The sequence below is a fragment of the Mesorhizobium sp. P2_E6 genome (genome assembly GCF_056403835.1).
This window is the reverse complement of sequence record NZ_JBFUEQ010000007.1, coordinates 295,627-321,519: the sequence shown is the minus strand read 5'-3', so window position 1 is coordinate 321,519 and position 25,893 is coordinate 295,627. Positions and strand designations below refer to the sequence as shown.

28 protein-coding genes are annotated in these 25,893 nt (G+C 63.4%); 16 read left to right on the top strand and 12 right to left on the bottom strand.

The genetic code is table 11. The features are described 5' to 3' along the window. The first annotated feature begins 64 nt into the window (after nt 1–64). Genes flhA through AC1D08_RS19905 form a run of 3 tightly spaced genes read left to right on the top strand, consistent with a single transcriptional unit; the run spans nt 65 to nt 3,287 of the window. Nucleotides 65–2,152 carry a flagellar biosynthesis protein FlhA gene (gene flhA / locus AC1D08_RS19915; protein ID WP_184876557.1) on the top strand — a complete coding sequence of 696 codons (2,088 nt, stop codon included), beginning with the start codon at nt 65–67 and terminating at the stop codon, nt 2,150–2,152. Next, nucleotides 2,149–2,901: a flagellar biosynthetic protein FliR gene (gene fliR / locus AC1D08_RS19910; RefSeq protein WP_457150820.1), complete on the top strand. Its 753-nt coding sequence runs from the start codon at nt 2,149–2,151 to the stop codon at nt 2,899–2,901. Before flhA ends, fliR begins: the two co-directional genes overlap by 4 nt. Before the next feature lie 2 nt (nt 2,902–2,903). Next, nucleotides 2,904–3,287, top strand: coding sequence for a hypothetical protein (locus AC1D08_RS19905; protein ID WP_457150821.1), 384 nt, complete (start codon nt 2,904–2,906; stop codon nt 3,285–3,287). Between the two features lie 58 nt (nt 3,288–3,345). Here AC1D08_RS19905 and AC1D08_RS19900 read toward each other — a convergent pair whose 3' ends face one another. Next, a complete protein-coding gene (locus AC1D08_RS19900) occupies nt 3,346–4,125 on the bottom strand; it encodes a DUF1194 domain-containing protein (protein ID WP_457150824.1) in 780 nt (259 codons plus the stop codon). A gap of 136 nt (nt 4,126–4,261) precedes the next feature. Next, nucleotides 4,262–5,260 (bottom strand): DMT family transporter, encoded by a 999-nt coding sequence (locus AC1D08_RS19895; RefSeq protein WP_477423799.1) that lies wholly within the window; start codon nt 5,258–5,260, stop codon nt 4,262–4,264. A 225-nt stretch (nt 5,261–5,485) separates the two neighbouring features. Between AC1D08_RS19895 and AC1D08_RS19890 the strand changes: the two genes are divergently transcribed. The 6 genes from AC1D08_RS19890 (at nt 5,486) to AC1D08_RS19865 (ending at nt 10,462) form a co-directional block, all read left to right on the top strand. Continuing rightward, nucleotides 5,486–7,465, top strand: a complete 1,980-nt coding sequence (locus AC1D08_RS19890; RefSeq protein ID WP_457153237.1) for a BTAD domain-containing putative transcriptional regulator — start codon at nt 5,486–5,488, stop codon at nt 7,463–7,465. 151 nt (nt 7,466–7,616) lie between these two features. Beyond that, nucleotides 7,617–8,057, top strand: coding sequence for a lipid-binding SYLF domain-containing protein (locus AC1D08_RS19885; RefSeq protein ID WP_457153236.1), 441 nt, complete (start codon nt 7,617–7,619; stop codon nt 8,055–8,057). Between the two features lie 220 nt (nt 8,058–8,277). Beyond that, nucleotides 8,278–8,886, top strand: a complete 609-nt coding sequence (locus tag AC1D08_RS19880) for a rod-binding protein (protein ID WP_457153235.1) — start codon at nt 8,278–8,280, stop codon at nt 8,884–8,886. A gap of 97 nt (nt 8,887–8,983) precedes the next feature. Further along, the gene (locus AC1D08_RS19875) at nt 8,984–9,409 is read left to right on the top strand and encodes a hypothetical protein (protein WP_095084539.1); all 426 of its coding nucleotides are present in this window, start codon (nt 8,984–8,986) and stop codon (nt 9,407–9,409) included. A gap of 67 nt (nt 9,410–9,476) precedes the next feature. Next, nucleotides 9,477–9,992, top strand: a complete 516-nt coding sequence (locus AC1D08_RS19870; RefSeq protein ID WP_095084540.1) for a hypothetical protein — start codon at nt 9,477–9,479, stop codon at nt 9,990–9,992. Nucleotides 9,993–10,177: 185 nt separating this feature from the next. Continuing rightward, nucleotides 10,178–10,462 carry an SCP2 sterol-binding domain-containing protein gene (locus AC1D08_RS19865; RefSeq protein ID WP_095084978.1) on the top strand — a complete coding sequence of 95 codons (285 nt, stop codon included), beginning with the start codon at nt 10,178–10,180 and terminating at the stop codon, nt 10,460–10,462. Nucleotides 10,463–10,552: 90 nt separating this feature from the next. On the opposite strand, the gene AC1D08_RS19860 is transcribed toward AC1D08_RS19865, so the two are convergent. Further along, a complete protein-coding gene (locus AC1D08_RS19860; protein WP_477414239.1) occupies nt 10,553–11,155 on the bottom strand; it encodes a GNAT family N-acetyltransferase in 603 nt (200 codons plus the stop codon). A 97-nt stretch (nt 11,156–11,252) separates the two neighbouring features. Further along, nucleotides 11,253–12,386: an ornithine/lysine decarboxylase gene (gene odc2 / locus AC1D08_RS19855; protein WP_095084541.1), complete on the bottom strand. Its 1,134-nt coding sequence runs from the start codon at nt 12,384–12,386 to the stop codon at nt 11,253–11,255. A 540-nt stretch (nt 12,387–12,926) separates the two neighbouring features. Between odc2 and AC1D08_RS19850 the strand changes: the two genes are divergently transcribed. The 4 genes from AC1D08_RS19850 (at nt 12,927) to AC1D08_RS19835 (ending at nt 17,044) form a co-directional block, all read left to right on the top strand. After that, a complete protein-coding gene (locus AC1D08_RS19850; protein WP_477423797.1) occupies nt 12,927–14,123 on the top strand; it encodes an amidase in 1,197 nt (398 codons plus the stop codon). A 2-nt stretch (nt 14,124–14,125) separates the two neighbouring features. After that, nucleotides 14,126–15,025 (top strand): LysR family transcriptional regulator, encoded by a 900-nt coding sequence (locus tag AC1D08_RS19845; RefSeq protein WP_457154707.1) that lies wholly within the window; start codon nt 14,126–14,128, stop codon nt 15,023–15,025. 112 nt (nt 15,026–15,137) lie between these two features. Further along, the gene (locus tag AC1D08_RS19840) at nt 15,138–15,806 is read left to right on the top strand and encodes a DUF1007 family protein (protein ID WP_457154706.1); all 669 of its coding nucleotides are present in this window, start codon (nt 15,138–15,140) and stop codon (nt 15,804–15,806) included. Continuing rightward, entirely contained in the window at nt 15,803–17,044 is a 1,242-nt protein-coding gene (locus AC1D08_RS19835; RefSeq protein ID WP_477423796.1) for a nickel/cobalt transporter, read from the top strand. The genes AC1D08_RS19840 and AC1D08_RS19835 overlap by 4 nt, the downstream gene beginning before the upstream one ends. Nucleotides 17,045–17,069: 25 nt before the next feature. Here AC1D08_RS19835 and denD read toward each other — a convergent pair whose 3' ends face one another. From denD to AC1D08_RS19815, 4 genes are all read right to left on the bottom strand, one after another. Continuing rightward, nucleotides 17,070–18,047, bottom strand: coding sequence for a D-erythronate dehydrogenase (gene denD, locus AC1D08_RS19830; RefSeq protein ID WP_457151426.1), 978 nt, complete (start codon nt 18,045–18,047; stop codon nt 17,070–17,072). A gap of 11 nt (nt 18,048–18,058) precedes the next feature. Beyond that, on the bottom strand, nt 18,059–18,271 hold the full coding sequence (locus AC1D08_RS19825; protein ID WP_457151440.1) for a hypothetical protein: 213 nt from the start codon (nt 18,269–18,271) through the stop codon (nt 18,059–18,061). 83 nt (nt 18,272–18,354) lie between these two features. Next, nucleotides 18,355–19,335 carry a cation diffusion facilitator family transporter gene (locus AC1D08_RS19820; protein ID WP_457151427.1) on the bottom strand — a complete coding sequence of 327 codons (981 nt, stop codon included), beginning with the start codon at nt 19,333–19,335 and terminating at the stop codon, nt 18,355–18,357. 30 nt (nt 19,336–19,365) lie between these two features. After that, the gene (locus AC1D08_RS19815) at nt 19,366–20,052 is read right to left on the bottom strand and encodes a GNAT family N-acetyltransferase (protein WP_457151428.1); all 687 of its coding nucleotides are present in this window, start codon (nt 20,050–20,052) and stop codon (nt 19,366–19,368) included. An 83-nt stretch (nt 20,053–20,135) separates the two neighbouring features. On the opposite strand from AC1D08_RS19815, the gene AC1D08_RS19810 reads away from it, so the two are divergent. Then, nucleotides 20,136–21,320: a pyridoxal phosphate-dependent aminotransferase gene (locus AC1D08_RS19810; protein ID WP_477423793.1), complete on the top strand. Its 1,185-nt coding sequence runs from the start codon at nt 20,136–20,138 to the stop codon at nt 21,318–21,320. Nucleotides 21,321–21,372: 52 nt separating this feature from the next. After that, nucleotides 21,373–21,747, top strand: coding sequence for a YciI family protein (locus AC1D08_RS19805; RefSeq protein ID WP_457151430.1), 375 nt, complete (start codon nt 21,373–21,375; stop codon nt 21,745–21,747). 33 nt (nt 21,748–21,780) lie between these two features. On the opposite strand, the gene AC1D08_RS19800 is transcribed toward AC1D08_RS19805, so the two are convergent. From AC1D08_RS19800 to trhO, 3 genes are all read right to left on the bottom strand, one after another. Beyond that, nucleotides 21,781–22,536 carry an SDR family oxidoreductase gene (locus AC1D08_RS19800; protein WP_095084551.1) on the bottom strand — a complete coding sequence of 252 codons (756 nt, stop codon included), beginning with the start codon at nt 22,534–22,536 and terminating at the stop codon, nt 21,781–21,783. Nucleotides 22,537–22,851: 315 nt separating this feature from the next. Continuing rightward, nucleotides 22,852–23,589 (bottom strand): tellurite resistance TerB family protein, encoded by a 738-nt coding sequence (locus tag AC1D08_RS19795; protein WP_457151431.1) that lies wholly within the window; start codon nt 23,587–23,589, stop codon nt 22,852–22,854. Between the two features lie 130 nt (nt 23,590–23,719). Continuing rightward, nucleotides 23,720–24,649 carry an oxygen-dependent tRNA uridine(34) hydroxylase TrhO gene (trhO, locus tag AC1D08_RS19790; protein ID WP_457151432.1) on the bottom strand — a complete coding sequence of 310 codons (930 nt, stop codon included), beginning with the start codon at nt 24,647–24,649 and terminating at the stop codon, nt 23,720–23,722. A 189-nt stretch (nt 24,650–24,838) separates the two neighbouring features. Here trhO and AC1D08_RS19785 point away from each other — a divergent pair, with 189 nt between their 5' ends. Then, nucleotides 24,839–25,477 carry a 2-dehydro-3-deoxy-phosphogluconate aldolase gene (locus tag AC1D08_RS19785; RefSeq protein ID WP_457151433.1) on the top strand — a complete coding sequence of 213 codons (639 nt, stop codon included), beginning with the start codon at nt 24,839–24,841 and terminating at the stop codon, nt 25,475–25,477. 73 nt (nt 25,478–25,550) lie between these two features. On the opposite strand, the gene AC1D08_RS19780 is transcribed toward AC1D08_RS19785, so the two are convergent. Further along, nucleotides 25,551–25,745, bottom strand: coding sequence for a hypothetical protein (locus tag AC1D08_RS19780; protein WP_457151434.1), 195 nt, complete (start codon nt 25,743–25,745; stop codon nt 25,551–25,553). Nucleotides 25,746–25,893: the final 148 nt, after the last annotated feature.

Sequence of the window (25,893 nt, the reverse complement as noted above, 5' to 3'; positions counted from 1 at the left end):
GCAAGCTTGGCCGGTTAGGCTCACAAGGCTGCCGTGCTGGCAGGCTTGGCATTTTGGGGACGACATGGCGATCAGCGAAAGCATCCAGCCCGGCGCAGTGGCCAAGAACGGCCGCGACGTCTTCTTCGCCATCGGCATCGTCATCATCCTGGCCGTGCTGTTCCTGCCGATCCCAGCCTTTCTCATCGACATCGGCCTCGCCTTCTCGATCGCGCTTTCGGTGCTGATCCTGATGGTGGCACTGTGGATCCAGCGACCGCTCGATTTCTCGTCGTTCCCGACCGTTCTGCTCATCGCCACCATGCTGCGGCTGTCGCTCAACATCGCCACCACGCGCATGATCCTGTCGCATGGCAATGAAGGCACGCACGCGGCCGGATATGTCATCGCCGGCTTCTCCAAGCTGGTGATGGCCAGCGACTTCGTCATCGGCCTCATCGTCTTCATGATCCTGATCGTGGTGAACTTCATCGTCATCACCAAGGGCGCCACCCGTATCGCCGAAGTCGGCGCCCGCTTCACCCTCGACGCCATCCCCGGCAAGCAGATGTCGATCGACGCCGATCTCTCCGCCGGCATGATCGACGACAAGACGGCGCAGCTGCGGCGCCGCGAGCTGGAGGAAGAATCCTCCTTCTTCGGCTCGATGGACGGCGCCTCGAAATTCGTCCGCGGCGACGCCATCGCCGGCCTCATCATCACCGCCATCAACATCGTCGGCGGTATCGCCATCGGCTATATCAGGCACGGCATGGGCATGGGCGAAGCCGCCGACGTGTTCATCAAGCTGTCCGTCGGCGACGGCCTCGTCACCCAGATCCCGGCGCTGATCGTTTCCTTGGCCGCCGGCCTTTTGGTGTCCAAGGGCGGCACGCGCGGTTCGACCAACCAGGCGGTGTTCGGCCAGCTCGGCGCCCATCCGCGCGCGCTCTATGTGGCGGCATCGCTGCTGGTGCTGCTCGGCCTGATGCCCGGCCTGCCGCTGTTTCCGTTCTTTGCGCTGGCCGCCGGCATGGCCGGCCTCGGCTACATCATCCCGATGCGCCACAACCGCGCGGTCGCCGCCGCCGAAGCGATCAAGGACCAGGAGAAGGCGACCAAGGTCGAAGAGGAAAAGAACTCGGTCAAGGCGTCGCTCGCCACCGCCGAGATCGAACTGCTGATCGGCAAGCAGCTGTCGACGCGGTTGCTGGTGTCGCATCAGGAACTGGTTTTCCGCATGTCCAAGATGCGCAAGAAATTCGCCACGCAATACGGCTTCGTGGTGCCGGAAGTGCGGGTTGCCGACGATTTCGCCATCCCGCCGAAGAGCTACCAGATCAAGGTGCACGGCACCGTGGTGGCCGAATACCAGATGCGCGTCGGCGAGATCATGGTGCTGCTCGGCAACCGCGACATTCCCGAAATACCGGGCGAGGAAATCCGCGAGCCGGCCTTCGGCATGCGCGCCTATTCCGTGGTCGAAACCTTCGCCGAAGACCTGAAGCGCGAGAACTACACCTTCGCCGACAACATGTCGGTTCTGCTCACCCATCTTTCCGAGGTCATCCGCAACAACCTGCCGCAGCTTCTGTCCTACAAGGACATGAAGGCGCTGCTCGAACGGCAGGACCAGGAGTACCGCAAGCTCGCCGACGAGATCTGCACCACGCACATCTCCTATCCCGGCTTGCAGGCGGTGCTTAAGCTGCTGCTCGCCGAGCGGGTCTCGATCCGCAATCTGCATCTGATCATCGAGGCGATCGCCGAGATCGCGCCGCATGTGCGCCGTACCGAGCAGATCGTCGAGCATGTCCGCATCCGCATGGCGCAGCAGATCTGCGGCGACCTCTCGGAAGGCGGCGTGCTCAAGGTGCTGCGCCTCGGCAATCGCTGGGACCTCGCCTTTCACCAGAGCCTCAAGCGCGACGCCAAGGGCGAGGTGCGCGAGTTCGACATCGATCCGCGCCAGCTGGAAGAGTTCGGCCAGGACGCGACCAAGGCGATCAAGAAACATCTGGAAGCCGGCGAGCGCTTCGTGCTGGTCACCGCGCCCGACGCCCGCCCCTATGTGCGCATGATCATCGAGCGGCTGTTCACCACGCTGCCGGTGCTCAGCCACGTCGAAATCGCCAAGGGCGTCGAGATCAGGGTGCTCGGGACCATATCGTGAGCGTTCTCTCGCAAGGCGTCCTCATCGCGGCGTTCCTCGCCTTCTGCCGCATCGGCGCGTGCTTCATGCTGATGCCCGGCCTGTCCAGCGCCCGCGTCCCGGTCCAGGTCAGGCTGTTCGTCGCGGTCGCCGCCACCGGCGGCCTGCTCGCCTTCCTGTGGGACCGCATCTTTCCCTTCGTCGATCCGCGACCGCAAATTTTGGTGCCGATGATCATCTCGGAACTCCTGGTCGGTGGGCTGATCGGCGCCATGACCAGGCTTTACATGGAAGCCTTGCGCTTCATGGGCTCGGCCATCGCCATGCTGATCGGCTATGGCGGCACCGGCGGACCGGCGATCGAGGAGCCGGAGCCGCAGGCAGCCCTTGCCGCCATCATCTCGTTCTCAGCCCTGTTGATGCTGTTCGTCTTTGATTTCGACCATGAGATCGTGCGCGCGCTGGTGACCTCCTACACGGTGGCGCCGGTCAACATCTTCTTCAACCCGCAGGCCGCACTCGTCGATGTCACCGACACGGTATCGGACACGTTCTTCCTGGTCATCCGGCTCGGCAGTCCGTTTGTCGCTTATGCCATTCTGGTCAATCTGACGATCGGCTTCGTCAACAAGCTGACCCCGCAGATCCCGATCTATTTCATCTCGCAGCCCTTCATCATCGCCGGCGGCATGATCATCTTCTACTTTGCCGTCGGCACCATGCTGTCGCTGTTCGTCGCCGGCTTTGTCGACCTGACATTGGCACGATAGCCATGAGCACGCGCAGGGACCGGCTGAAGAAACTGGTCAAGGTGCAGGAGCAGCTGAAGGCGCTGCACGAAACCCGTCACGCCACCTTCCTTGCCGCGGCCGGCGCCGCCGAGACCGAAGCCCGGGATTTGGTCGGGCATTTCGACCGGGCCGATTCCCTCTCAGGCGTGTTTCCCGATCTCTATCATCGCCGCATTGCCAGCGCGGTCGGACGCCAGGAGGCGAGCCTCGAAAGCGCCAGGCAGGAAGCCAGCCTCATCGCCGCGGCAACCGCCCGCACCAACATGGTCGAGCGCGCCTACAAGGACGTGCGCAACCGCGACGAGCGCGAACGCTCCGACCGCGAGCGCCTCGACCTGATCGCGCAGAAGCGGACCGCAGAGTAGCGCCTGGGTGCTGATAGTTGGCCCAAATCTGTCAGACTAATCCGCTCAATGTCAGGAATTACGGTTGCGAAGAGCGCCCATCCGCCTGCTGCGGGAATTGCCGGTCGACGTTCAGGCTAACTTCAGTGACCAGCTTGCGGCGAAGAGCCATAGTGTAGTCGTTTGGCCCCTTCGGCGTTATGACAAAAGCTTGGGATCCGCCAATGACGAATTTGGCAAAATAGGATGCCAATGGTTGGTCGGGATTCTCATCTTCCGTTGGAATGGCGATCGCGTTGATCGTGTATCCCTTGGCAATGGCGTTCAGCCTGCTCGGCTGAACAGGAAGTCCGTCGTTGTTCTCACCATTGGAAGAGATGTCGATCACTTTCTTGGCCGCCTTTCCAGGAAACTGGTCGAGCAGAAGACTTCCGACGTCGATGGCCGAGGAAACGGATGTTCCGCTTCGCCCTCTGCGAATATTGCCGGTATCGCCTCTCTTGTTGATCACCGACGCAGCCGCCTTGGCATCTTCCAGCCCGCAGATGCTTGTCCATGGCAGCACCATGCGTGTGTGCCCGGGGCTCGACCATTCAAAGTAGGCCACGCCGATGCAGCCAACATAATTTCGGGTGATGGCCGCGATGATCTCGGGCGAAGTGAGCGCTGCGGCATGTCCCTCCCGCTGCAGGTCAGCAATCTCCGGATCAATCGAAGACGAGTAATCGACTGCGAATACGACAGCAACATCAACATTGGCGGCATGTGCCTGCAGCCCCCAAAACACCGAAGCGACAAGCGTTCCCCCCACTCTCAAATAACAGCTGGCCCGCTTTGCCAGCGCTCTGACCGTCTGCATCAGAATGCCGCTGCGTATCGCCCGTGCCAGAAAGCTTGCCAGCGCCACCATTACAGTGCCCTTGCGACAGGTCCGGCCGCCGACCGAGACCATGGGCCCTGTGTTGAGCGGCGGTCCGCTCGGCAACACGTTCGCATCACCGCTTAGGCTCATCACGTTCCTCCATTGGATCTGAATTGGCAGCGGGACGATGGCCCGCCCAGGCCGCAGGCGCCGCGGCAAAGGCAGGGGCCACGTGGAAGGGCGGAATCGGGCCGGTCAGCAGGGGCGCGCGCGCCCGCGGCGTTCGGTTCGACATTGCGACGGACAGGATCGCACCGAGAATGATCGCGGCACCCAGTGCGCCTGCGGGTGAGTTCCGCTCACCGAGCAAGATCGCCGCGCCTAGAGCCCCGAAGACGCTTTCGGCACTGACGATCACGGCGGCATGGCTAGCGGAGGTAAAGCGCTGTGCGGCAATCTGTATGCCGAAAGCGATCGCGGTGGAGAACACGCCGAGGACCGCCAGTTCCGGGCCGGCTGCAAATACCGCGGCCAGTGAAAGGTTGCCTCGCATTGCCCCGAGCGGCAGGGCGAAGGCGGCGGCGCCGAGGAACTGTGTCGCCGCCGCGGTGAACGGCCGCGCATGGGTCTGCATGTGCCGGCCGAGCTCGACCATCCAGAGCGCATAGCAGGCAGCCGACAGGATGGCGGTGAGATCGCCGCTGCTGAGACTGGCGAACCCGCCGGACAAAAGCAGGGCACCGACCATTGTCAGCCCGGCGGCGGCGGCAAGACTCGCTGTCGGACGTTCGCCGATGAGCAGCCAGGCGGCCAGTGGTGTCATCACGGTTGCGGTGCTCACCAGGAAGCTTGCATTTGTGACAGTGGCGCCGAGATAGCAAAGCTGCTGAAGCGTGATGGAGATGGCAAACAGCGCACCCACCCTGGCCAGGCTGGAGAAATGGCCCGGCCCGGCCGGCAGTCGCCTTTCGGTCAAGACAAAGGGCAGCACAAGCAGCCCACCGATGAGGCAGCGCAGGCCGACGGCACTCAGCGCGTCGAGATGAACAAGCACTGTCTTTTGCGCGACATTGCCCAAGCCCCATAGGGCAGCGGCAAGCAGCAGCAGCAAATTGGCCCTAAGCTTGGACATACACCGCATCCCTCGGACTAAAGCCCGTCGCGGGTTTGCGATGGCTCCAACCACTTCAGGGCGCCCGGTTCGGTCCGCCACGACCGACGTTTCGTTCAGCTGCCCCTACTTAAGCGATGCCTTAATTGATCTACCGTCACAGGAGCGCTTGAATGCGTGGTTCTACCGGTTGCGAAGCGTTAGTTTTGAGTTAGGATTTCGTCAGGCTGGGACCCTGTTAAGAAAATGCAAAGTGAGGACAGCGTCGCCGCAAGCAAAATCTCACTCTTCGGCGGGTTCCGGATTGAAAAGGAAACTGTCGGTCCGCTCTGGTTGACCGGGAAGCGGGGCCCCGCGATCATTGCCTATCTGGCCCGCTGCCCGGGCATGGCGGCGACAAGGGAAAGGCTGGCTGATCTGCTATGGGGCGATAGCGACAGCGAACACTCGCGCAACAGCCTGCGGCAAACCCTCAGCGTTCTACGCCGGGATCTATCACGGGCGGGGGTGGATATCGTCCATTCTCGGAGGGAGTTGATCGCCCTCAGGCCGGATGCGGTTCGAGTTGACGTCGACGAGTTTGAATCCGGGCTCTCCGCGCGTTCCGCGCCGGAACTCGAGACGGCTCTGGCGCACTACACCGGACCGTTTCTTGATGGGGTTTATCTGGGAAGCAACGCTTTCGACGACTGGGCGGCGGCTGAACGCGACAGGCTGCTGGGCCGCGCGCTTGAGTCCTTCGAAAAACTCGCCCGCCTCGTGGACACAGAGGCCGGACTCGCCCTGGCGGATCGAGTTCTGGCCATGGAACCGACGCGGGAGGAGTCCTATCGGCTCAAGATGGAATTGCTCGCCGCGTGTGGCCAGCGCGACAGGGCGATAAGGACATATGAGGCTTGCAGGAGCATGGTGAAGAAGGAGTTCGGCGTTGAAACCAGCCCTGAGACGCGGGCGCTTTGGCAATCCCTGCTATCTGCCGCCGACACGACGTCAAATCTGCAACCGACAAATGGTGCTCCGGCCGGCCAGCGCCCCGGGCGCCCCTCCATCAGCGTTGCCGACTTCGTCAACCTGACCGGAAAGCGAGGCGACGACTTTTTCGCCAGGGGGCTCGTCCAGGACATAACCACGGCCCTCTCCGAGGTGGCCGACTATGTCGTGCTCTCCGCGCTTCCGTCCAAGGACAAGAGCGGCGATGAACCCCAAACGCCCGGAATGCTCCGGGCGCGATACATGCTCAGCGGCAGCATCCAGCGATCCGGCAACGGGCTGAGGGTGAACGTCCAGCTTGTCGATGCTGGCAGCGGCCATAATGTCTGGGCCCAGAAGTTCGACGGCCACTCGGAGAACGCGCTCGAATTCCAGGACCGGATCGCACAGTCGGTTGTGCTGGCTGTGATCCTCGAACTTCAACTGACCAATTGGAAGGTTCGCGACAAGAGCCCGCCGGGCGCCCCTGAAGTGCGCAGGTTGGTGAACGAAGCTCTCATGAAATATTTTGAGATGACCCGGGACTCACTGTTGGTCGGGATAGAGCTTGCCGAGAAGGCGGTTTCGGTGGGCCCCGACAACGCCCGTGCACAGCGGACGCTTTCGATTGTAATTTCTATGGGCGTGGCGTTTGGCGCGCTGCCTCGCGAGCCAGGGCAGATCGAGCGTGCGGTTGAGCTTGCGGAAGCAGCGGTACGGGCAGTGCCCGACGACGAAATTGCCCGCTGCATCCTGTCATTCGCTCTCGAAAGTTCCGGCCGAATCGACGAGGCGATCGCCGAATGCCAACATGCGATCAGCCTCAACCCAAGCTATCCGAGTGGCCACGGCGATATTTCGATGCTCTTTGCGTTGCGCGGACAGGTAAGTGAAGCAGTGCGTGAGGCCAACGAGGCGATCCGGCTCGGCACGTATGACGTCATCGACTTCTGGCGTCACCATGGCCTGGCTGTGGCACTGTTCGCCGGCGGAGACGACCGGCGGGCGCTCGAAGTCGCTCGCAAAGTGGTCAGGACAAAGCCGGGCTTCGTTCGTGGCGCCCTTTATTGGGCCGCGGCCGCTTCGGCAACCGGAAACAACGAAGAAGCGACACGGGCCATCCATCATTGCCTGTCACAGCTTCCTCATCTCAACCTCGGTAATGTCTGCCCCGGCTTTGTGCCACGCTATGTGAAGGATCATCATCACGCGAGATTCCTTGAAATGCTGTCGAGGGCTGGCCTTCCTGCTTCCTAGTGGAACCTGGCTACGCGACCGGGATCGTGGCGGCCATCTCGCAGCCGGATTCAGCCCGCGTGCTTGGAACAAATGACGGGCCAGACTGTTCACCTCTGATACGACGCTGACGTGCCCGCTGGGTAAGCGGCGATCTTAAGGAGTTCTCATCATGAACATGTCGTCCACGTTTCGTTCAGTCGCGTTTGCCGCCATCGCCACTGCGGGAGTAGGCCTCGCCAGCGCCGCGCATGCCGACAGCGGCACGATCCGGTTCTCCGTCTATAAGGCTGCATTCTTTGTGGGTGGCTCTGGAGGCGAAGGCACGCTGACATTCCATGGCCGCCGCTATCCCGTCTCTGTCGGCGGCATCTCGGGCGGCCTCGCCTTCGGGGTTTCCAAGACCTACTTCCAAGGTACCGTTCGCCACATTCGCCGCGTCCGGGATGTAACGGGGGTCTATGGGGCGGCGGGCGGTGGCGGTGCGCTCGGCAAAGGGGCCCAGGTGATCGTCATGACCAACGACAAGGGCGCCCAACTCGAGCTCACCGGCAAGCAGGTAGGCATGCAGGTCAACGCCGATCTCAGCGGTATGGCCATTACGGTGAAGTAGGACGTCGCTCCGTTCGGCGTCCCTGCGGTCGGTCCACTACGCTGCATACAGCGGTAGGCTTTCCAGCCATGTCATTTAGGGAGCCGACGTTCCGCTTTCGGCCAAAAACGCGACGTCCGAATGGTGGCTTGGCGATGTCCGCAGTTGGCGACGGGACCAAGAAACATGCCTGCGTTCCACCCCCGACTGCCGCGCAAGCCTGCCACAAGCTTGTTGAGGCATGGTCTGGCTAAGGAAAACCGATAAAAGGCGGACTTTCTTGGCGATTTCTCCACCCAGCGACATCGTTATGGATGTGGCCCGAGCCATCGACCCGACGGACATCGAGGCCGCCCGTGCCGCGCTGACCAAGCGCGCCGGCGGTGCTGCCGGGACTTTTTCGGTCGACACCGCCGCTTCGGTCGATGCCGGCTCGATCCTGTCGCGGGCCACCGCCGACAAGGCCGCGACGACCGACCCGGCCAAGAAGTTCAAGAAGTTCGAGGCGATGGTGCTGCAGACCTTCATCCAGAACATGCTGCCCAAGGACACCGAAGGCGTCTACGGCAAGGGCCTCGCCGGCGACATGTGGAAATCGCAGCTTGCCGAGCGGGTGGCCGACGTGATGGCCGAACGCGGCGGCATCGGCATCGCCAAGTCGATGCTCGCCGACCACTATCTCGAAGGCAAGCGCGTCGTGCCGGTCGGTCCGGTATCGGGCGGGCCGGAAAAGACCGAGATCGATCAACAGAACAGCCTGTCGACCTCGCTGGTCCACGAATTGCAACGCAAGGCGGCCCGGTCGATCGCCGGTGACGACACCGCCATCAAGACAGACATCAAGATCTAGGAATGCCCCCGAAACCGGCAGCCGGTTTTGGGAAGGATCATGCCAAAACACTGAGACAGTGCGTATCCGAGTTCAATCTAACCAGACCGGGATTCTCATGGCCGACTTTTCGGAATTCACCGCCAACCTGCCAGCACGCACGACCGCGTCGGAAGCGCCGATCCCGTTCGCCCGGCCGGGCAACCTTGCCGCCATCATCGGCCGCATCGAGGAAGTGGTCGAGGAAGAGACGGCCGGCATCCGCAACGCGACCAACTATGATCTCAAGGCGTCGAACGCCCGCAAGAGCCGCTATCTCTACGAACTGACGCGCGCCATGCGGGGCGGCAGCGAAGCCGAATTCCTCGAACAGCACCGCGAGGGCCTGACCCGGCTGCGCCAGAAGCTGGCCAAGAACGAGGCGGCGATCCTGGCTCACCTCAGCGCGGTCAACGAGGTTGCCAGCCTGCTGCGGCACGCCATCCAGCGCGCGGAAACCGACGGCACCTATTCCGCCGGCGAGTTCGGCTGGATGAAGGCATGATGTCGAACACAATGCCCAGGCAAAAAGATAGTGCCGCTTTCCCATCGCCAGGAAATGACAAGGCCTGATGCTCAAGGTCATCGCCATCGCCGTCTGGATCTGCGCCGCCACGTTGGGCGCCGTGTTCTATTCGTTCCAGGCAGCCGGCGAGCGTGGTGTCGGCGAGACACCGAAGCCGATGCTGGGTGGCCTGGACTACGTCAAGACCGACATCATTTCGGTACCGCTGATCCGCGATTCCCAGATCGGCGGCTATTTCCTGACCAAGCTTGTCTACACGGTCGAGCCCGAGCAGATAAAGAAGCTGTCCATTCCAGCGGAAGCGCTCATCACGGACCAGGTCTATACCTACCTCTATTCCAATCCGCAGATCGACTTCACCAATAAGGCGACGATCGACCTCGATGCCTTCCGCGCCGCGATCCGCGATACCGTCAACACCCGTGTCGGCGCCACTTTGGTGCATGAAGTTCTGATCGATCAGGTCAATTTCCTGAGCAAGGACGAAATCCGCGACAACTGGCTGCGCCGCAAGAAAAGCGAGACAGCGGCGGAAATGACCAAGGCATTCAAGGAACATTGAGCTGCCCGGCTCGCCGTTGCGCCTCTCGCCGAGACGTCATCCGCTGCGGCGATAGGAACCAGCCACCGGAATCCGCGTTGACGTAAACGTCAACCCAAAGCTATATGCGACCGTGATCGCGAAAGCGCGCGGCATGGAGCTTCGAGCGCCGCTGCGCGACAGATGCAACAGACAAGGAGAACAGCGTGAGCGTTCAGGAGATTGCAGAGAAGATCAAGTCGCGCGTGGCGAGCAGCGGATTCGATCGTTCGGTGAAATTCGACACCGGCGCCGATGGCGTCATCGTCATCGATGGCACAACCATTTCAACCACTGACGGACCCGCCGATTGCACCATCAAGCTCTCGCTCGACGATCTGGATTCGCTGATATCGGGCGACCTGAACCCGACCATGGCTTTCATGACCGGCAAGATAAAGGTCGAAGGCGACATGACCGTCGCCATGGCGCTCAGCCAGCTGATCGGCTGACCGCTTGTGAGCCGCACAAAACGCCGCCCGATGGGCGGCGTTTTTGTTTTGAGCCGCAGCCGAGTGGCCGCTTCGGGCAGCCCTTGCAGCTCAGGCCGCCGACGTCAGCTGCTGCGCCTTCAGCTTGCGCCCCGCCGCCTTCAGCGTGCCGTGTACGCCGTCAAGCGCGCCGTCGACCAGTTCCAGCGCCAAAAGGCGGTGCCGCTCATAAGGGCCGGGCATGGCGAGCGAACCGGTCCTGACGGCCGAAAACCCGAAGCGTCCGTAATAGGGCGCGTCGCCGACCAGCAGGATCGCCGCATGGCCAAGCCGCGCCGCCTCGGCGATGGCATGACGCATCAGCGCCGAGCCGATGCCGGCACTCTTGAGCGACGGTTCGACGGCGAGCGGACCAAGCAACAGCGCTGCCGGACCGCCCTCGCCCAGCCTGACATCCCACAGCCGCACGGTGCCGGCGACGGCGCCGGATGCATCACGAGCGACGAAGGCCAGGCCTTCCGAGGGCCGGCGGCCGCGCCGCAGCTTCTCCGAAGACTTCTTCCTGCGCATCGGACCCATGGCGTCGTCTAGCAGCGCTTCGCGCGCTGCAACGTCGGCTGAGGTTTCGGCGACGATGGCAATGGCGCGGGCACTCTCCCCCACAAGGGGGGAGATCGGCCAGACGCCCTCATCGATGAAATTTGCAATGTCCATTTCCGCAATCCCTAGCGAGCGGAGATCTGTCCCACAGGCGAGCCCGGGTGGACGCCAGACGCCCACCTGGGATGATCTGAGCGGCTCTTGCGAACCGTCAGATCACGTAGGATCGGAGAGGCTCGAAGCCGTTGAAGGCGACCGCCGAGTAGGTGGTCGTGTAGGCGCCGGTGCCTTCGATCAGCACCTCGTCGCCGATGGTCAGCGACAAGGGCAACGGATAAGGCGTCTTCTCGTACATCACGTCGGCGGAATCGCATGTCGGGCCGGCGAGCACGCAAGGCGCGGTCTCCGTGCCGTCATGCGCGGTGACGATCGGGTAGCGGATCGCCTCGTCCATCGTCTCGGCCAAACCGCCGAACTTGCCGATGTCGAGGAACACCCAGCGCACATTGTCGTTGGCGGCCTTCTTCGAGATCAGCACGACTTCCGACTTGATTACGCCGGCATTGCCGACCATGCCGCGGCCCGGCTCGATGATGGTTTCCGGAATGGCATTGCCGAAATGCTTGCGCAGCGCCGAGAAGATCGCCTGGCCATAGGCCTTGGCCGCCGGCACGTCACGCAGGTAGCGCGTCGGGAAGCCGCCGCCCATATTGACCATCTTGAGCACGATGCCTTCCTCGGCCAGCGTCGCGAACACCGTCTTGGCGTCGGCCAGCGCACGATCCCAGGCGGTCAGGTCGGTCTGCTGCGAGCCGACATGGAACGACACGCCATAGGCGTCGAGGCCGAGCCCCTTGGCATGGCGCAGCACGTCGACGGCCATCGCCGGCACGCAGCCGAACTTGCGCGACAGCGGCCACTCGGCGCCCTCGCCATCGGTCAGCACGCGGCAGAACACGCGCGCGCCGGGAGCGACGCGGGCGATCTTCTCGACCTCTTCGACGCAGTCGACCGCGAACAGGCGGATGCCGAGCTGGTAGGCGCGTGCGATGTCACGCTCCTTCTTGATGGTGTTGCCGAAGGAGATGCGGTCCGCCGGCGCACCGGCGTCCATCGCCATCTCGACTTCGGCAACGGAAGCGGTGTCGAAGGACGAGCCCATCGCAGCAAGGAGGCGCAGGATTTCCGGCGCCGGATTTGCTTTCACCGCATAGTAGATCTTGGAATCGGGCAGCGCCTTCTCGAAGGCGCGGAAATTGTCGCGCACGACATCGAGGTCGACGACGAGGCAGGGGCCGGTCGGACGTCGGGTGGCGAGGAAGTCAAGGATACGCTGGGTAGCCATCGGGGTCTCTCCATCAGCGCCTTTCGGCGCGCAATAAGGCTGCGGGACGCGGGCTGTCGGCCTCGCGAACACGCGGTGGACAAAGGCGGGACGGAAATCCATGGAACCAGCCGGTGGAGACCCCGGAACCATGAAACGCCGTCTCGCGGCGGTGAACCTTGGCCTTGCCCGGCCTCGGTTCGCTTTGTCTGCCTTGGCTTGGATGGGAGACCCGTCCGCACTGCCGGCAATGAAGGTGTGCCTCTTCAGTAACCCCGGTCTTTGGACAACCGGCAGAACACCAGAAAGGCCCGCACCGTCGTTGCTTCAAGGTGTCCTCGGTCTGGCGGTTGGCCGCTAAACCGACTGGAGGGGTTGGCTCCAGTTACCTTACCGATTTCCCTCACCATTCGAGGATCGGCGGACACCCACAGGCACGTGCGACTTTGGGCAAGCGCGATATAAGAGCGTCGGCTTTCACAATCAATAAAAATCGCATCCAAGGTTGTAAAATTTCTGGCATCGAACAATGTTGGTGCAATCGTATCCGGATATCGAACGATGCCAGGCACGCACGGCCCCCTCAACGCCTTTCTCGACGTTCGCCAGATGCCGGTGGCACATGCCGAGCTAGGACCGCTGGCCGGCTTGCGGCTGGCCGTCAAGGACATCTACGACGTCGCCGGCTACCGCACCGGTTGCGGCAATTTGCAGAAATTCTCCGAAAGCGACGCCGCCTCGCGCACCGCGCCGGCCGTCCAGATGATTCTCGATGCCGGCGCGCGCTTCGTCGGCAAGACCCAGACCGACGAACTTGCCTTCGCGCTGTTCGGTCAGAATGCGCATTTTCCGTTTCCGGTGAACCCGGCAGCGCCCGACCGCGTCACCGGCGGCTCGTCATCGGGGTCGGCTGCGGCTGTGGCAGGCAGGCTGGCCGATATCGCCACCGGCTCCGACACCGGCGGCTCTATCCGCGCGCCGGCGAGCTTTTGCGGGTTGATTGGGCTGCGCACCACGCATGGCCGCATTTCGCTCGACGGCGCGATGAAGCTGGCGCCGAGCTTCGACACGTTCGGCTGGTTCGCCGACGATATCGAGACCTACGAGACAGTGGGCAAGCTGCTGCTGGGCCGCGACCCGCACCAGCAAGCGTTGGAGCGCCCGCTGGCGCTGGATTGGCTGGATAGACTGGTCTCCCGCCCGGCACTTGCCGAATATGCTGGGATGAAGGCGCTGGCGAGCAAGGTTTTCGGCACGCCTGCGACCCCGGCGGCGCCCTTCGCCTCGTCTCCGGATGAACTCTACTGGTGCTTTCGCCGGCTGCAGGCCAGGGAAGCCTGGGCGGTGCATGGCGCATGGATCACCAGTGGCGAGCGCGACCTCGGCCCCGGCGTCGATGAACGTTTCGGCTTTGGCCGCGCCGTCGACGACCGAACGGCACAGGCCGAGACGGTGCGCCGGCTGACCTTCAGCGCCGAACTGAGCGCCCTGCTCGGCAAGGACGGCTTCCTTGTCCTGCCGACGGTGCCTGGCCCGGCGCCCTACGTAGACAGCACGCCGGAGCAGTTCCAGGCCTATCGCGAGCAGGCGCTGCGGCTTCTGTGCCTGGCCGGCCTGTCGGGTTTTCCGCAAATCACCTTGCCCATCGGCTCGGTCGCCGGCGCGCCGTTCGGCCTGTCGCTGCTTGGCCCTTCCGGCAGCGACATTGCCCTGATACGGCTCGGCCGGAAACTTCTCGACGCCGCGCGAAAGGCCTGACCATGGACACACTGACCCGCATGCGTGCCTTCATCGATGTGGTCGAGGCCGAGGGCTTTTCGGCGGCGGCGCGCAAGATCGGCCGCTCCAAGGCATTGCTGTCGAAATATGTGCGCGAGCTGGAGGACGAGCTCGGTGCGCTGCTGCTCAACCGCACCACAAGGCAGTTCTCGATGACCGAGGCCGGCCACACCTATTACCGGCGCGCCTCCGAGATCGTGCGCGAGGTCGACAGCCTGGCCGATGCAGTGCGCGAATCCTCCGGCGACGTGCGTGGCCGGATCAAGCTGTCAGCGCCGCGCACCTTCGCCGATGCGCCGATCGGCCAGTCGCTGATCGACTTCGCCAAGCAATATCCCGACATCGTGCTCGACATCCAGCTCGACGACCGTTTCGTCGACCTTGTCGAGGAAGGCTTCGATCTCGCGGTGCGCATCTCGCGGCTGGAGAACTCGTCGCTGATCGCCAGGCGGCTGGCGCCGTTTTCGATAAGGCTGTGCGCCTCTCCCGAACTGATCGCCAAGCACGGCATGCCGACCCGGCCGCAGGATCTCGGCCGCATGCCCTGCATCGTCGACACCAATGGCCGTGGACTGAACAACTGGCCGTTCAAGGGCGAGAATGGCGATCCGGTGAGCGTCGCGGTGTCGGGTCCTATCGAGGTCAACAGCCCGATGACGGCGCGGGCGGCGGCCCTGGCGGGGCTTGGATTTTCCGTCCTGCCGGATTTCATCGCCGCGCCCGATCTCGAAAGCGGGCGGCTGGTGACGGTGCTCGATGACCGCATCCTGTCGGGCGGCGGTATTTTCGCCGTCTATCCGCACCGCCGCTACCTGCCGGCCAAGGTCCGCGTTTTCGTCGACTTTTTGGTGCAGTGGTTCAGGACGCGTGAGGCTGCCTGACCGTTCCAAGCCGCTGCCCGCTTTTGGGCGACACCCACCAGCGGTCCCAATTTCGCCCCCTTTCTGGTAACTCCTCGACATCTCTCCGAGGCCGATGGAATCGCGACCGAGAATGCACCTGAAACGGCACGCAATCATGCTGGCTTCGGCCTTGGCGGCGACCTTTGCCGCCACCGGACCGGCTTATGTGCATCCCCATGTCTTCGCCGAGGCTCGCCTTGACGTGATCCTCTCCCCGGATCACCAAAGTGTGAAGGCGCTGCGCCATCTCTGGCGCTTCGACGATCTGTTTTCCTCGACGGTGATGATGGAGTTCGACAAGAACTCCGACCTGAAGCTCGACGACAAGGAGCTGAAGGAGGTTGCCGACACTGTCCACGCCTCGCTTGCGGAGTTCAACTACTTCCAGCTCGTCACTGTCGACGGCAAGGACGTGGCGATGACGCCGCCGCCGCATCTGATGGCCAATTTCGACAATGACCAGCTGATCATCCTGTTCGAGTCCGAGCCGAAGGAGCCGATCAAGCTCAACGGCAAGATCGACATCGGCGTCTACGATCCGACCTTCTACACGGCGATCGATTTCACCGAGGACCGCAACATCACGGTTGAAGGCCTGCCGTCGAACTGCACCAGCAAGGTTATCCGTCCCGATCCGGACGAGGCGATCGCCGAAAACCAGAAGACCCTGACCGATGCCTTCTTCAACGATCCGACAGGCACCGACATGAGCAAGATCTTCGCCACCAAGCTCGAACTGAACTGTCAGCCAGAAGGATGAAGCCGGTGACGAAACCGTCCCTGCGTTTGGCATTCGGCCTGTTGGCCATCACCTTTGTCATGATGCATTTCGCCAGTTCCGCCCATGCCCAGAGTTCGCTCGGCATCGGCGTCAATGACGGCATGGCGCCCACCACCGGCCCATTCGCCCACATCCTGATGTGGATCAATCTGAGGCAGCAGGAATTTTACCGCGCACTGGCGACGGCGATGAAGGCGATGCGCCAGGACGGCAGCAAGCTGTGGGTGCTTATCGGCCTGTCCTTCGCCTACGGCATTTTCCACGCCGCCGGCCCCGGTCACGGCAAGGCGGTGATCTCGTCCTACATGGTGGCCAATGAAGTGGCGCTGCGGCGCGGCATCCTGTTGTCCTTCGTCTCGGCACTGCTGCAGGGCCTGACCGCGGTCGCAGTGATGGCGGTCGCCTATTTCGTCCTGCGCGGCACCGCCGTCTCGATGACCGATGCGGCCTGGTTCATGGAAATCATGAGCTTTGTTTTCGTCACCCTGTTCGGTGCCTGGCTGCTGTGGCGCAAGCTCGGCCCCTCCGTCCTGCGCCTGTTTGGCAGAGGCCCCGCCTATAGCCTGTCGGCGGCTCACGCCGGTCATTCCCATGCGGGTCATTCGCATGCCGGCCACTCGCATGGTGGTCATTCGCATGGCGGTCATTCGCATGCAGGGCATTCGCATGCGGGGCATTCGCATGCTGACCATGACCATTCGGCGCATGCCCATTCGCATGCGCTGCACGTGCATGACGATCACGACCATGCGCATTCGCACGATCATCACGAGCACGGTGCGCATGACCATGGCGCACACGACCATGCTCATCACGATCACGCGGCCGGCGACGTCTGCGACACCTGCGGCCATTCGCATGCGCCCGATCCGGCGCTGCTGTCTGGCGACCGCTTCGACTGGCGCACGGCCTGGTCGGCAGTGGCGGCTGTCGGCATCCGCCCCTGTTCCGGCGCGCTGATCGTCCTGAGCTTTGCACTTCTCAACGGACTCTGGCTCGGTGGCCTGCTGTCAGTGCTGGCGATGTCGCTGGGTACCGCCATCACTGTGTCGGCGCTGGCCACCCTTGCAGTGACCGCCAAGAACTGGGCGGTGTATTTCGCCGGCGACGGCCGCATGGGCAACCGCATCCACTCGATCGTCGAGATCGGTGGCGCGGCGTTCGTCTTCCTGTTTGGGCTGTTGCTGCTGTCGGCGAGCCTGGCGACGGGTGGATGATGTTGCGGTTGGCGACGCTCCGGGTTTAACCCGCGATCTTGCCGCCCAGCTCATCCTCGATATGCGCGCGGACAATCTCGTCAAAGCTCTTCTCGGCGCTGAAGCCGAGCTCCCTTGACCGCCGCGCTTCGAACCGCGTCGGCCAGCCCTTGACGATCGCCCAGATCGTCTCGTCCGGCTCCTCGCGGATCAGCTTCACCACCTTCGATCCGGCGATGCGGTCCAGTGCCTCGATCTGCTCGCCGACTGTGACTGCGACGCCGGGCATCGTCAAATTGCGGCGCGGCCCGACAGCGTTGCCGTCGATCTCCGCCGCATGGATCAGGAAATTGACCGCCGAGCGCGGGCTGGCATGGGTGTGCATGACCGAGCGCGGCACCGGCAGGATCGCCTCATGGCCGCTCAACGGTTCGCGGATGATGCCGGAGAAAAAGCTGGAGGCTGCCTTGTTCGGCTTGCCTGGCCGCACGCAGATGGTTGGCAGCCGGATGCCGATGCCGTCGAAGAAGCCGCGCCTGGAATAATCGGCGAGCAGCGCTTCGCTCATCTGCTTCTGGGTGCCGTAGGAGGTCAGCGGCGTCGGATGGAATTCATCCGGGATGACATCCGGAAACGGCGCGCCGAACACCGCGATCGACGAGGTGAAGACGACGCGCGGTGCAAAGCCCGCCAGGCGAATGGCATCGAACAGCGCCCGCGTGCCGTCGAGATTGACGCGGTAGCCGAGATCGAAATTCGCCTCCGCCTCGCCCGACACGATACCGGCGAGATGGAAGACGACATCGGGGCGCGACGCGACCAGGCGCCCAGTGGCACCCGCCTCGGCGAGATCGCCGGTGTGGGTGGTGACGCTGACGCCGTCAATGCTAGGTGCCTGCGGCGGCACGATGTCGTGCAGGTCGAGTGCTGCGATCTTGCGGCCGCGCAGCGTGCCGTCCTTGGCCAGCCGGGCAATGAGCTTGCGGCCGACCATGCCCGCGGCGCCAGTGATCAGAATACGCATGTCGAAATCCCTTATTTACCCTGGTTTTTGCGCTGGTTGCGGGCCCGCAGCCAGAACACCGAGAAAAACGCCAGCACGAAGATGATGCCAAAGGCACCGGCCAGCACGGTCGAGAAACTGCCAAGCGCCAGCATCACGGTCGGCAGATAGAAGGCGGCGATACCGAACAGAAGCATGATCCACGCTGCCGCGATGGCTGCATTCCTCGTGTCGCGGTCCATTATGCTGCACCCGGGCAGCGGGTCTTCATCAAGCTGGTTTTCAAGGCTTTGGGACTCCTGGGGCAGGACCAATCGATATCAATCGATCAGGCCTGGTGATGATGGTCGTGATGCGCGGCCGCATCATGCTCGTGATCATGATCGTGGTCGTCGCCATCGTCGGCGCACTGTCCGAATTCCGGTTCCACGGTGGCATGGCTGATGCCGTGCTTGCTGGCAAGCCGCTTCTTGATGGTGCTCACCGCCTGGTAGGCATCGACGCCTTCGTTAAGGCAGGCATGCAGTGTCGCCATGTTGCTCGTTCCGTCGAGCGACCAGACATGCATGTGGTGCACTTCACGCACTCCCTGGACCGTCGCCTCGATATCCCTGGCGATCAGATCGCGGTCGAGGCTCGGCGGCACGCCCTCGAGCAGGACATGGGCGGCGGCGCGCATCAGCGACCATGCCGTTGACAGGATCAGCAGCGAGACCAGGACCGACAGGATCGGGTCGATCGGTGTCCAGCCGGTCGCCAGGATCACCAGCGCGGCAACGATCGCCGCTGCCGAGCCGAGTAGGTCGCCGAGCACATGCAGCATGGCGCCGCGCATGTTCAGGCTTTCGCGGTCGCCGCCGTGCAGCACGAGGAAGGAACCGATATTGACCAGCAGGCCGAGGACCGCCACGACAAGCATCGGTCCGCCGAGCACCGGTGTCGGCGCCAGCAGGCGCCCCCACGCCTCGTAGACGATCCACAGCGCAATGACGAAGATGGCGATGCCGTTGGTGTAGGCGACCAGAGTCTTGACCCGGCCGAAGCCATAGGTGAGACGGCCGGTCGCCGGCCGGCCGGCAAGATGAAATGCATACCAGGCAAGGCCGAGCGCGATCGCATCGGCGAGCATGTGGCCGGCGTCCGCCAGCAGTGCCAGCGACCCGGTAAGAAGGCCGCCGAGCGCCTCGGCGACCATGAAGCCGCCGGTCAGGCAGGCTGCGATCAGGACCCGTTTCTTGTCGGTCGAGCCATGCACGTGGCCGGCGCCGTGATCGTGCCCGCTGTGATCGTCGGAATGGGTATGTGCCAATGGCAACTCCCGTTGCGCGCCGAATTCAGTTCACGCGCCAAATTCGGCGCGAAAATCCTCAAGCCGTCGCTTCTGCTGGCCGTCGCCATCGAAATTGGCCGGGTCGAGCCATGCTTCATAGGCTTGACGCAGGGCCGGCCACTCCTTGTCGATGATCGAATACCATGCCGTATCGCGGTTTTCACCCTTGACGATGAGATGCTGGCGGAAAATGCCCTCGAACTTGAAGCCGAACCGTTCGGCCGCCCGCTTCGATGGCCCGTTGCGGTTGTTGCACTTCCACTCGTAACGACGATAGCCGAGCTCGTCGAAGATGTATTTCATGAACAGGAACTGCGCTTCGGTCGCCCCGGGCTTGCGCGAGATGAGCGGTCCCCAATAGATGTTGCCGATCTCGATGACGCCATAGGCAGGATCGATGCGCATCAGCGTCTGGCGTCCGGCGACCTTGCCGCTGGCCTTGTCGATGACGGTGAAGAACAGCGGATCTTCGCTGACCTCGACCTTGTCCAGCCATGGCTGGAAGGCGGCACGGGTTTCCGGCGGATAATCGGGCAGCCAGGCGAAGCGGCCATCGACGTCGGACACGGAAGACGCTTCATACAGACCGTCGCCATGTTTTGCGGCGCTCAGCGGTTCGAGCCGGACGGTGCGGCCGTCGATGGCCTTGCGCTCGGGCCGCGGACGCGGTTGCCAATCTTTGAGATTTTCCGACACCGAATGCTCCAATCCGTTTGACTTTTGCCGGCCAAGGCTCACAAAAACGCACGCCAACAGTAAGAACCACACGGACGGGAAAAATGCTCCACACGATTTCGGCCTTCGACCGTCTGGGCGAGGAAAACGCCTTCGCCGTGCTCGCGCGGGCGACAGCACTTGCGAGCCAAGGCCGCGACATCGTCAACCTCGGCATCGGCCAGCCGGACTTCAAGACGCCGCAGCACATCGTCGAGGCGGCGATCAAGGCGCTGCGTGACGGCCACCACGGCTACACGCCGGCCAATGGCCTGCTGGCGACGCGCGAGGCGGTGGTGCGGCGCACGCTGACCACCACCGGCGTCGAGATATCGCCTGAAACGGTGATGATCCTGCCCGGCGGCAAGCCGACCATGTTCGCCGCGATCCTGATGTTCGGCGAGCCTGGCGCCGAGATCCTCTATCCCGATCCCGGCTTTCCCATCTACCGCTCGATGATCGAATTCACCGGCGCGGCACCGATCCCGGTGCCGATGCGCGAGGAGAACGGCTTTGCCTTCTCCGCCGAGGAGACGCTGGCGCTGATCACCTCGAAGACCAGGCTCTTGATCCTCAACTCGCCGGCCAACCCGACCGGCGGTGTCACGCCGCGCGCCGAGATCGAGAAACTGGTCAAGGGGCTGGAGAAGCACCCCGACGTCGCAATCCTCTCCGACGAGATCTACGACGTCATGACCTATGACGGCGAGACGCATTGCTCGCTGCTCGGCTTTCCCGAGATCCGCGACCGGCTGATCGTGCTCAACGGCTGGTCGAAGACCTGGGCGATGACCGGCTGGCGCATGGGCTGGTCGATCTGGCCGAATGGCGACAAGGGCGCCCATCTCTACGACAAGGTGCGCAAGCTGGCGGTCAATTGCTGGTCCTGCGTCAACGCGCCGAGCCAGTTCGCCGGCATTGCCGCCATCGACGGCCCGCAGGACGATGTCGACAAGATGATGCGCGCCTTCGACCGTCGCCGCAAGATCGTGGTCGAGGGGCTGAATGGCTTGCCCAACATCTCCTGCATCACGCCCAAGGGTGCCTTCTATGCCTTCCCCAACGTGTCGAAGACCGGCTGGAAGGCAAAAAAGCTCGCCTCGGCGCTGCTCGACGAGGCCGGCGTGGCGCTGATCGGCGGTCCCGATTTCGGTATTCTCGGCGAGGGCTACATCAGGCTCTCCTACGCCAACTCCGAGGAGAACATTTTGCGGGCGCTGGAGCGGATCGGAACGTTCCTGGCGAAGTGAGGTTCAGCCCGCGCTGTCCATCGATATCCCCGACCGGAGAAAGTGACATCGGATGTTCTACGCAATCCTCGCCTATCACGTAGAAGATGCGATCAAGGCGTTGACGCCGCGGGAAGATGCGGCGCTGATGGCCGACCTGCTGAAGATCAACACCCGGCTTCATGAGGAAGGCACGCTAGGACCGTCCGCGCGTCTGGGAGCGACGCAGGATGCCTTCACCCTGCGCGGCCCGGGTGACGGCGTGGTCATCGACGGCCCTTTCGCCGAGACCAAGGAACAATTGCTCGGCCTCTATGTCGTCGACTGCGCCACGCGAGACGAGGCCATCGCGATCGCCCGCGACCTTCGCCGTGTCAATCCGACCGCCGTCTACGAGATCAGGCCCATTCTGCTTTTCAAGCCCGGCGCGCCGCTGGCGGGCAAATGAGCCGGCGGCGGAGGCCCTGCCAGCGTCCGTTGCTCACCCACGCCCCACAAACGGCATCTTGGTGGCCATCACCGTCATGAACAGCACATTGGCGTCGAGCGGCAGGCTGGCCATGTGGACGACGGCGTCGGCGACGCGCTGCACGTCCATCACCGCTTCGGCAGCGATCGAGCCGTTGGCCTGCGGCACGCCGACCGTCATCGGCTGCGCCATGTCGGTCAGCGCATTGCCGATGTCGATCTGGCCGCAGGCGATGTCATAGGGCCGGCCGTCTAGCGCCAGCGTCTTGGTCAGGCCGGTGATAGCATGCTTGGTCGCCGTGTAGGGCACCGAGCCCGGGCGCGGCGCGTAGGCCGACACCGAGCCGTTGTTGATGATGCGGCCACCCATCGGCCGTTGCTTACGCATAGCGCCGAAGGCGGCGCGGGCGCACAGGAACGAACCGGTGAGATTGACGCCGACGATATCGTTCCACACCTCGACCGGGATCTCGTCGATCGGCGTCGATTTGTAGCCCATGCCGGCATTGTTGAAGAGCAGGTCGACGCGGCCGAAGGCCTCCGCCACCGTCTCGAACAGATCATCGACCTCGCCGGCCTTGCTGATGTCGCAGGCAACCGCCAATGCCTTGGCCTCGGTCGGCCCGGCCTCGGCGACGGCGGCATCCAGCACGGATTTGCGGCGTCCGCAGAACACCGTGTTCCAGCCGGCCTTGAGCAGCGCCGTGGCGACGCTCTTGCCGATGCCCGTGCCGGCACCGGTGACGATAGCGGTTCTTTGCTCGGTCATGGCTGTTGTCCTCCAGCGGCGCTGCGTGTGCACGACTAATTTTCGGGATTTGTCCTCAGGAGAGAAGGCATCGCAAATGACGGCAGCGATGGCAAGCCGAACCACCAGGGCCGGTCTCGAAAAATGGAATCGGGTTTTCGGAGAAGATCTGCTCAAACGAACGGACAGGGCCCGACAAAAAGGGCGGTCATTGGCGACCGCCCTGATCTGAACCGGGCTTGGGAGGAGGAAAAACCCGGTCCGACTGTGTAGAATCATGCGCTTCCTGAGTTAATGGAGGGTTAACCCCGGAAAGGCGATCTGTGCCGATTTGGGCTACCAGCGCGGATTGGGCGAAGTCCCTGCCTTGGCCGGCACCTTGGCTGCCGAAACCGTCGCCTCGACGTGATCGACCAGCGCATCCGGCAGGCCAAGCCGGCCGGCAAGCAGATCGAGATAGCCGCGCTCGGCGCGGGTGTCGGGATCGATGGTCAGGCGCGACGCGGTGTAGAGTTCGAGCTTCTGCGCATCGGTCTTGGCGCCGGCTACCAGCATGTCGAGGTCAAGCGGGCTCTCCAGCTCCTTCATCAGGAATTTCTCGGCATCGGAGCCTATGCCGGCTAGGCTGAGCTTGCCGGCGATCTTCTGGCGTTCGTCGCCGTCGATATGACCGTCGGCCTTGGCCGCCGAGATCATCGCCCGAACCAGGGTCAGCGTGAATTCGTCCTCGCCTTGCGGCGCCTGCGACGGGTGGAAAGCGGTGTCCTTGGGCGGCGGCAGCAATTCCGGTTCGCCGGTCGCGGGCGCTTCCGCCGGCGCGTTGCCGGCCTTGTAGTTCTGGTAGGCCTTGTAGGCGAGGCCGCCGATCGCGGCCAGTCCGCCAAGCTTCACGGCGGCGCCTGTCACCTCGCGGCCGGCACCGGTCCCGAGCAGCACTGCAGCGAGCGCGCCAGCGGCCAGCGGGTTGTCCTTGGCCATCTGCACGGCCTGGCCCGCCTTGTCACGGACGGTGCCGCTGGTGCCGGGGATTTGCGAGCCGAGCAGATCGTCGAGAAGCTTCTTGGGATCGAACATTCAATGCCTCCAGGATTTGCCCGGCCGAACGGGCAGGTTTCGAACGCCGAAGAGGTAGGCCCCGCACTTTGACATTACAATGACGGATCCTTCGGGACAGATCCCTGGCGGCGAGTGGCCGAAGCCCGGATCAGGATCCGATATGCCGGCCCCGGCCCCGTACTTGCGCAAGTTCGACCTGACGCTGACGCTCGGCGTAGCGCTGGCGGTCCTCGTCGGAACGCGCATCGAAACAATGCGGACATGATACGCCGGTGGCGAACTTCGGTGACGTCAGGTCGCCCGGCGTCAGCGGATGGCGGCAGGCGCGGCAGAGTTCGGCGTCGCCCTCGGCAAGGCCGTGCGACACCGAAACGCGTTCGTCGAACACGAAGCACTCGCCTTGCCACAGGCTCTGTTCGGCCGGAACCTCCTCCAGGTATTTGAGGATGCCGCCCTTGAGGTGGAAGACATCCTCGAAACCGAGCGACTTGACGTAGGCCGTCGCCTTTTCGCAGCGTATGCCGCCGGTGCAGAACATCGCCACCTTGCGGCCCTCGAGTTCCGCCCTGTTTGCTTCCACCCAGGCCGGGAACTCGCGAAAGCTTGCCGTTGCCGGATCGACCGCGCCCTTGAACGTGCCGATCGACACCTCATAGGCGTTGCGCGTGTCGATGACGATTGTATCGGGCTCGGAAATCAGCGCGTTCCAGTCGGCCGGCGCGACATAGGTGCCGGCGCTCGTCGCCGGGTCGATGTCGCCGACACCCATGGTGACGATCTCGCGCTTCAACCGCACCTTCATGCGGTGGAACGGCGTTTCTGCTGCGCTGCTGTATTTGACCTCGAGGCCGGCGAGCCCGTCGATGGCTTCGAGATAATCGATGAGTTCGGCGATCGCCGTCTCGCTGCCGGCGACGGTGCCGTTGATGCCCTCGCGCGCAAGAAGCAAGGTGCCCTTGATGCCACGCCCGCAACAGAAAGCGGCGAGCAGCGCACGCAATTCGTCGAAGGCGTCGAGCCGGGCAAACCGGTAGAGCGCGGCGACACGGATGGGGCCAGTCGGCGTGGACAATGTCATTGCCAAGCCAACTAGACGCTCATGGCAGCCGATTCAAGGCGCACCGGCTTCGTCAGCCCGTCATCGTTTTGATGGCAATGGCCGCTATCGTCGCCCCACGGCGCGTGACATCGCGACACGCTTCGTTTCATGGACAGAAAAACACCCGTCTGCTAATCGGTTGAATTGTCCCACGATACGGAGAGACAGATGCCCAGCAAGACCGAAAAACTCCTGTCGCTCCTCAACGGCCAGCCGGTCATCCCGGTGCTGAAGATCGCCAATGTCGATGATGCCGTGCCGCTGGCCCGCGCTCTGGCGCGTGGCGGCCTGCCGGCGATCGAGATCACGCTCAGGACCGCCGATGCACTGGAAGCGATCCGGCGGGTCGCGGCTGAGGTCAAGGACGCCATCGTCGGCGCCGGCACCATTCTCAATGCGCGACAGTTCGAAGAGGCGGCGGCAGCGGGCTCGCGCTTCATCGTCAGCCCCGGCATCACCCGCGAGCTTCTGGCGGCAGCGGCCGACAGCGACGTTCCGCTGCTGCCCGGCGCAATCACGCCTGGCGAGATCATGGCCGCTCGGGAAGCCGGCCTGCGTTTCCTCAAATTCTTCCCGGCCGAGCAGTCGGGCGGCATCGCATCGCTGAAGGCCTTCGCCTCGCCGCTCGCCGATGTGAAATTCTGTCCGACCGGCGGCATCACCGGCAAGAACGCGGCCGAGTATCTCAGCCTGCCCAACGTCGTCTGCGTCGGCGGCTCCTGGGTGGCGCCTGACGACATGGTCAAGGCCGGTAAGTGGGACGAGATCGAGGCTCTCGCACGCGCGGCGAGCAAGCTGGCAAAATAGGGCTTTTTGTCTCGGCATGAAAAACCCGGCCGACTTGCGTCGACCGGGTTCTGCCGATTGAGTTTCGTGCCGATCAGTTGCAGACCCTGATCTTTTCCACCACCCTGCGGTGGTGAGCCCAATGCGTGACCACCTTGGTCCGGCAGTGCTTCCTCATCATGTGCATATGGTCGTGGGTCTTCACGACAACGGTCTCTGCCTGCGTGGGAGCGATGGCCGCTGAAGCAGTTGCCAAAGCAATGACCGATGCCAGTAGAATGTTCTTCATGGATATCCCCGGGTTTGAACGAACAGGGGAGAAACCCTTGAAGGACTGAGCAAGTTCCAAGCTCACGGCAATGTCAGACCGGCGTGATCGCGGCCAATGGCGGCGGCGCCATTGGCCCCGCCTGCGCAACAAAAAAGCCGCGCGGGTT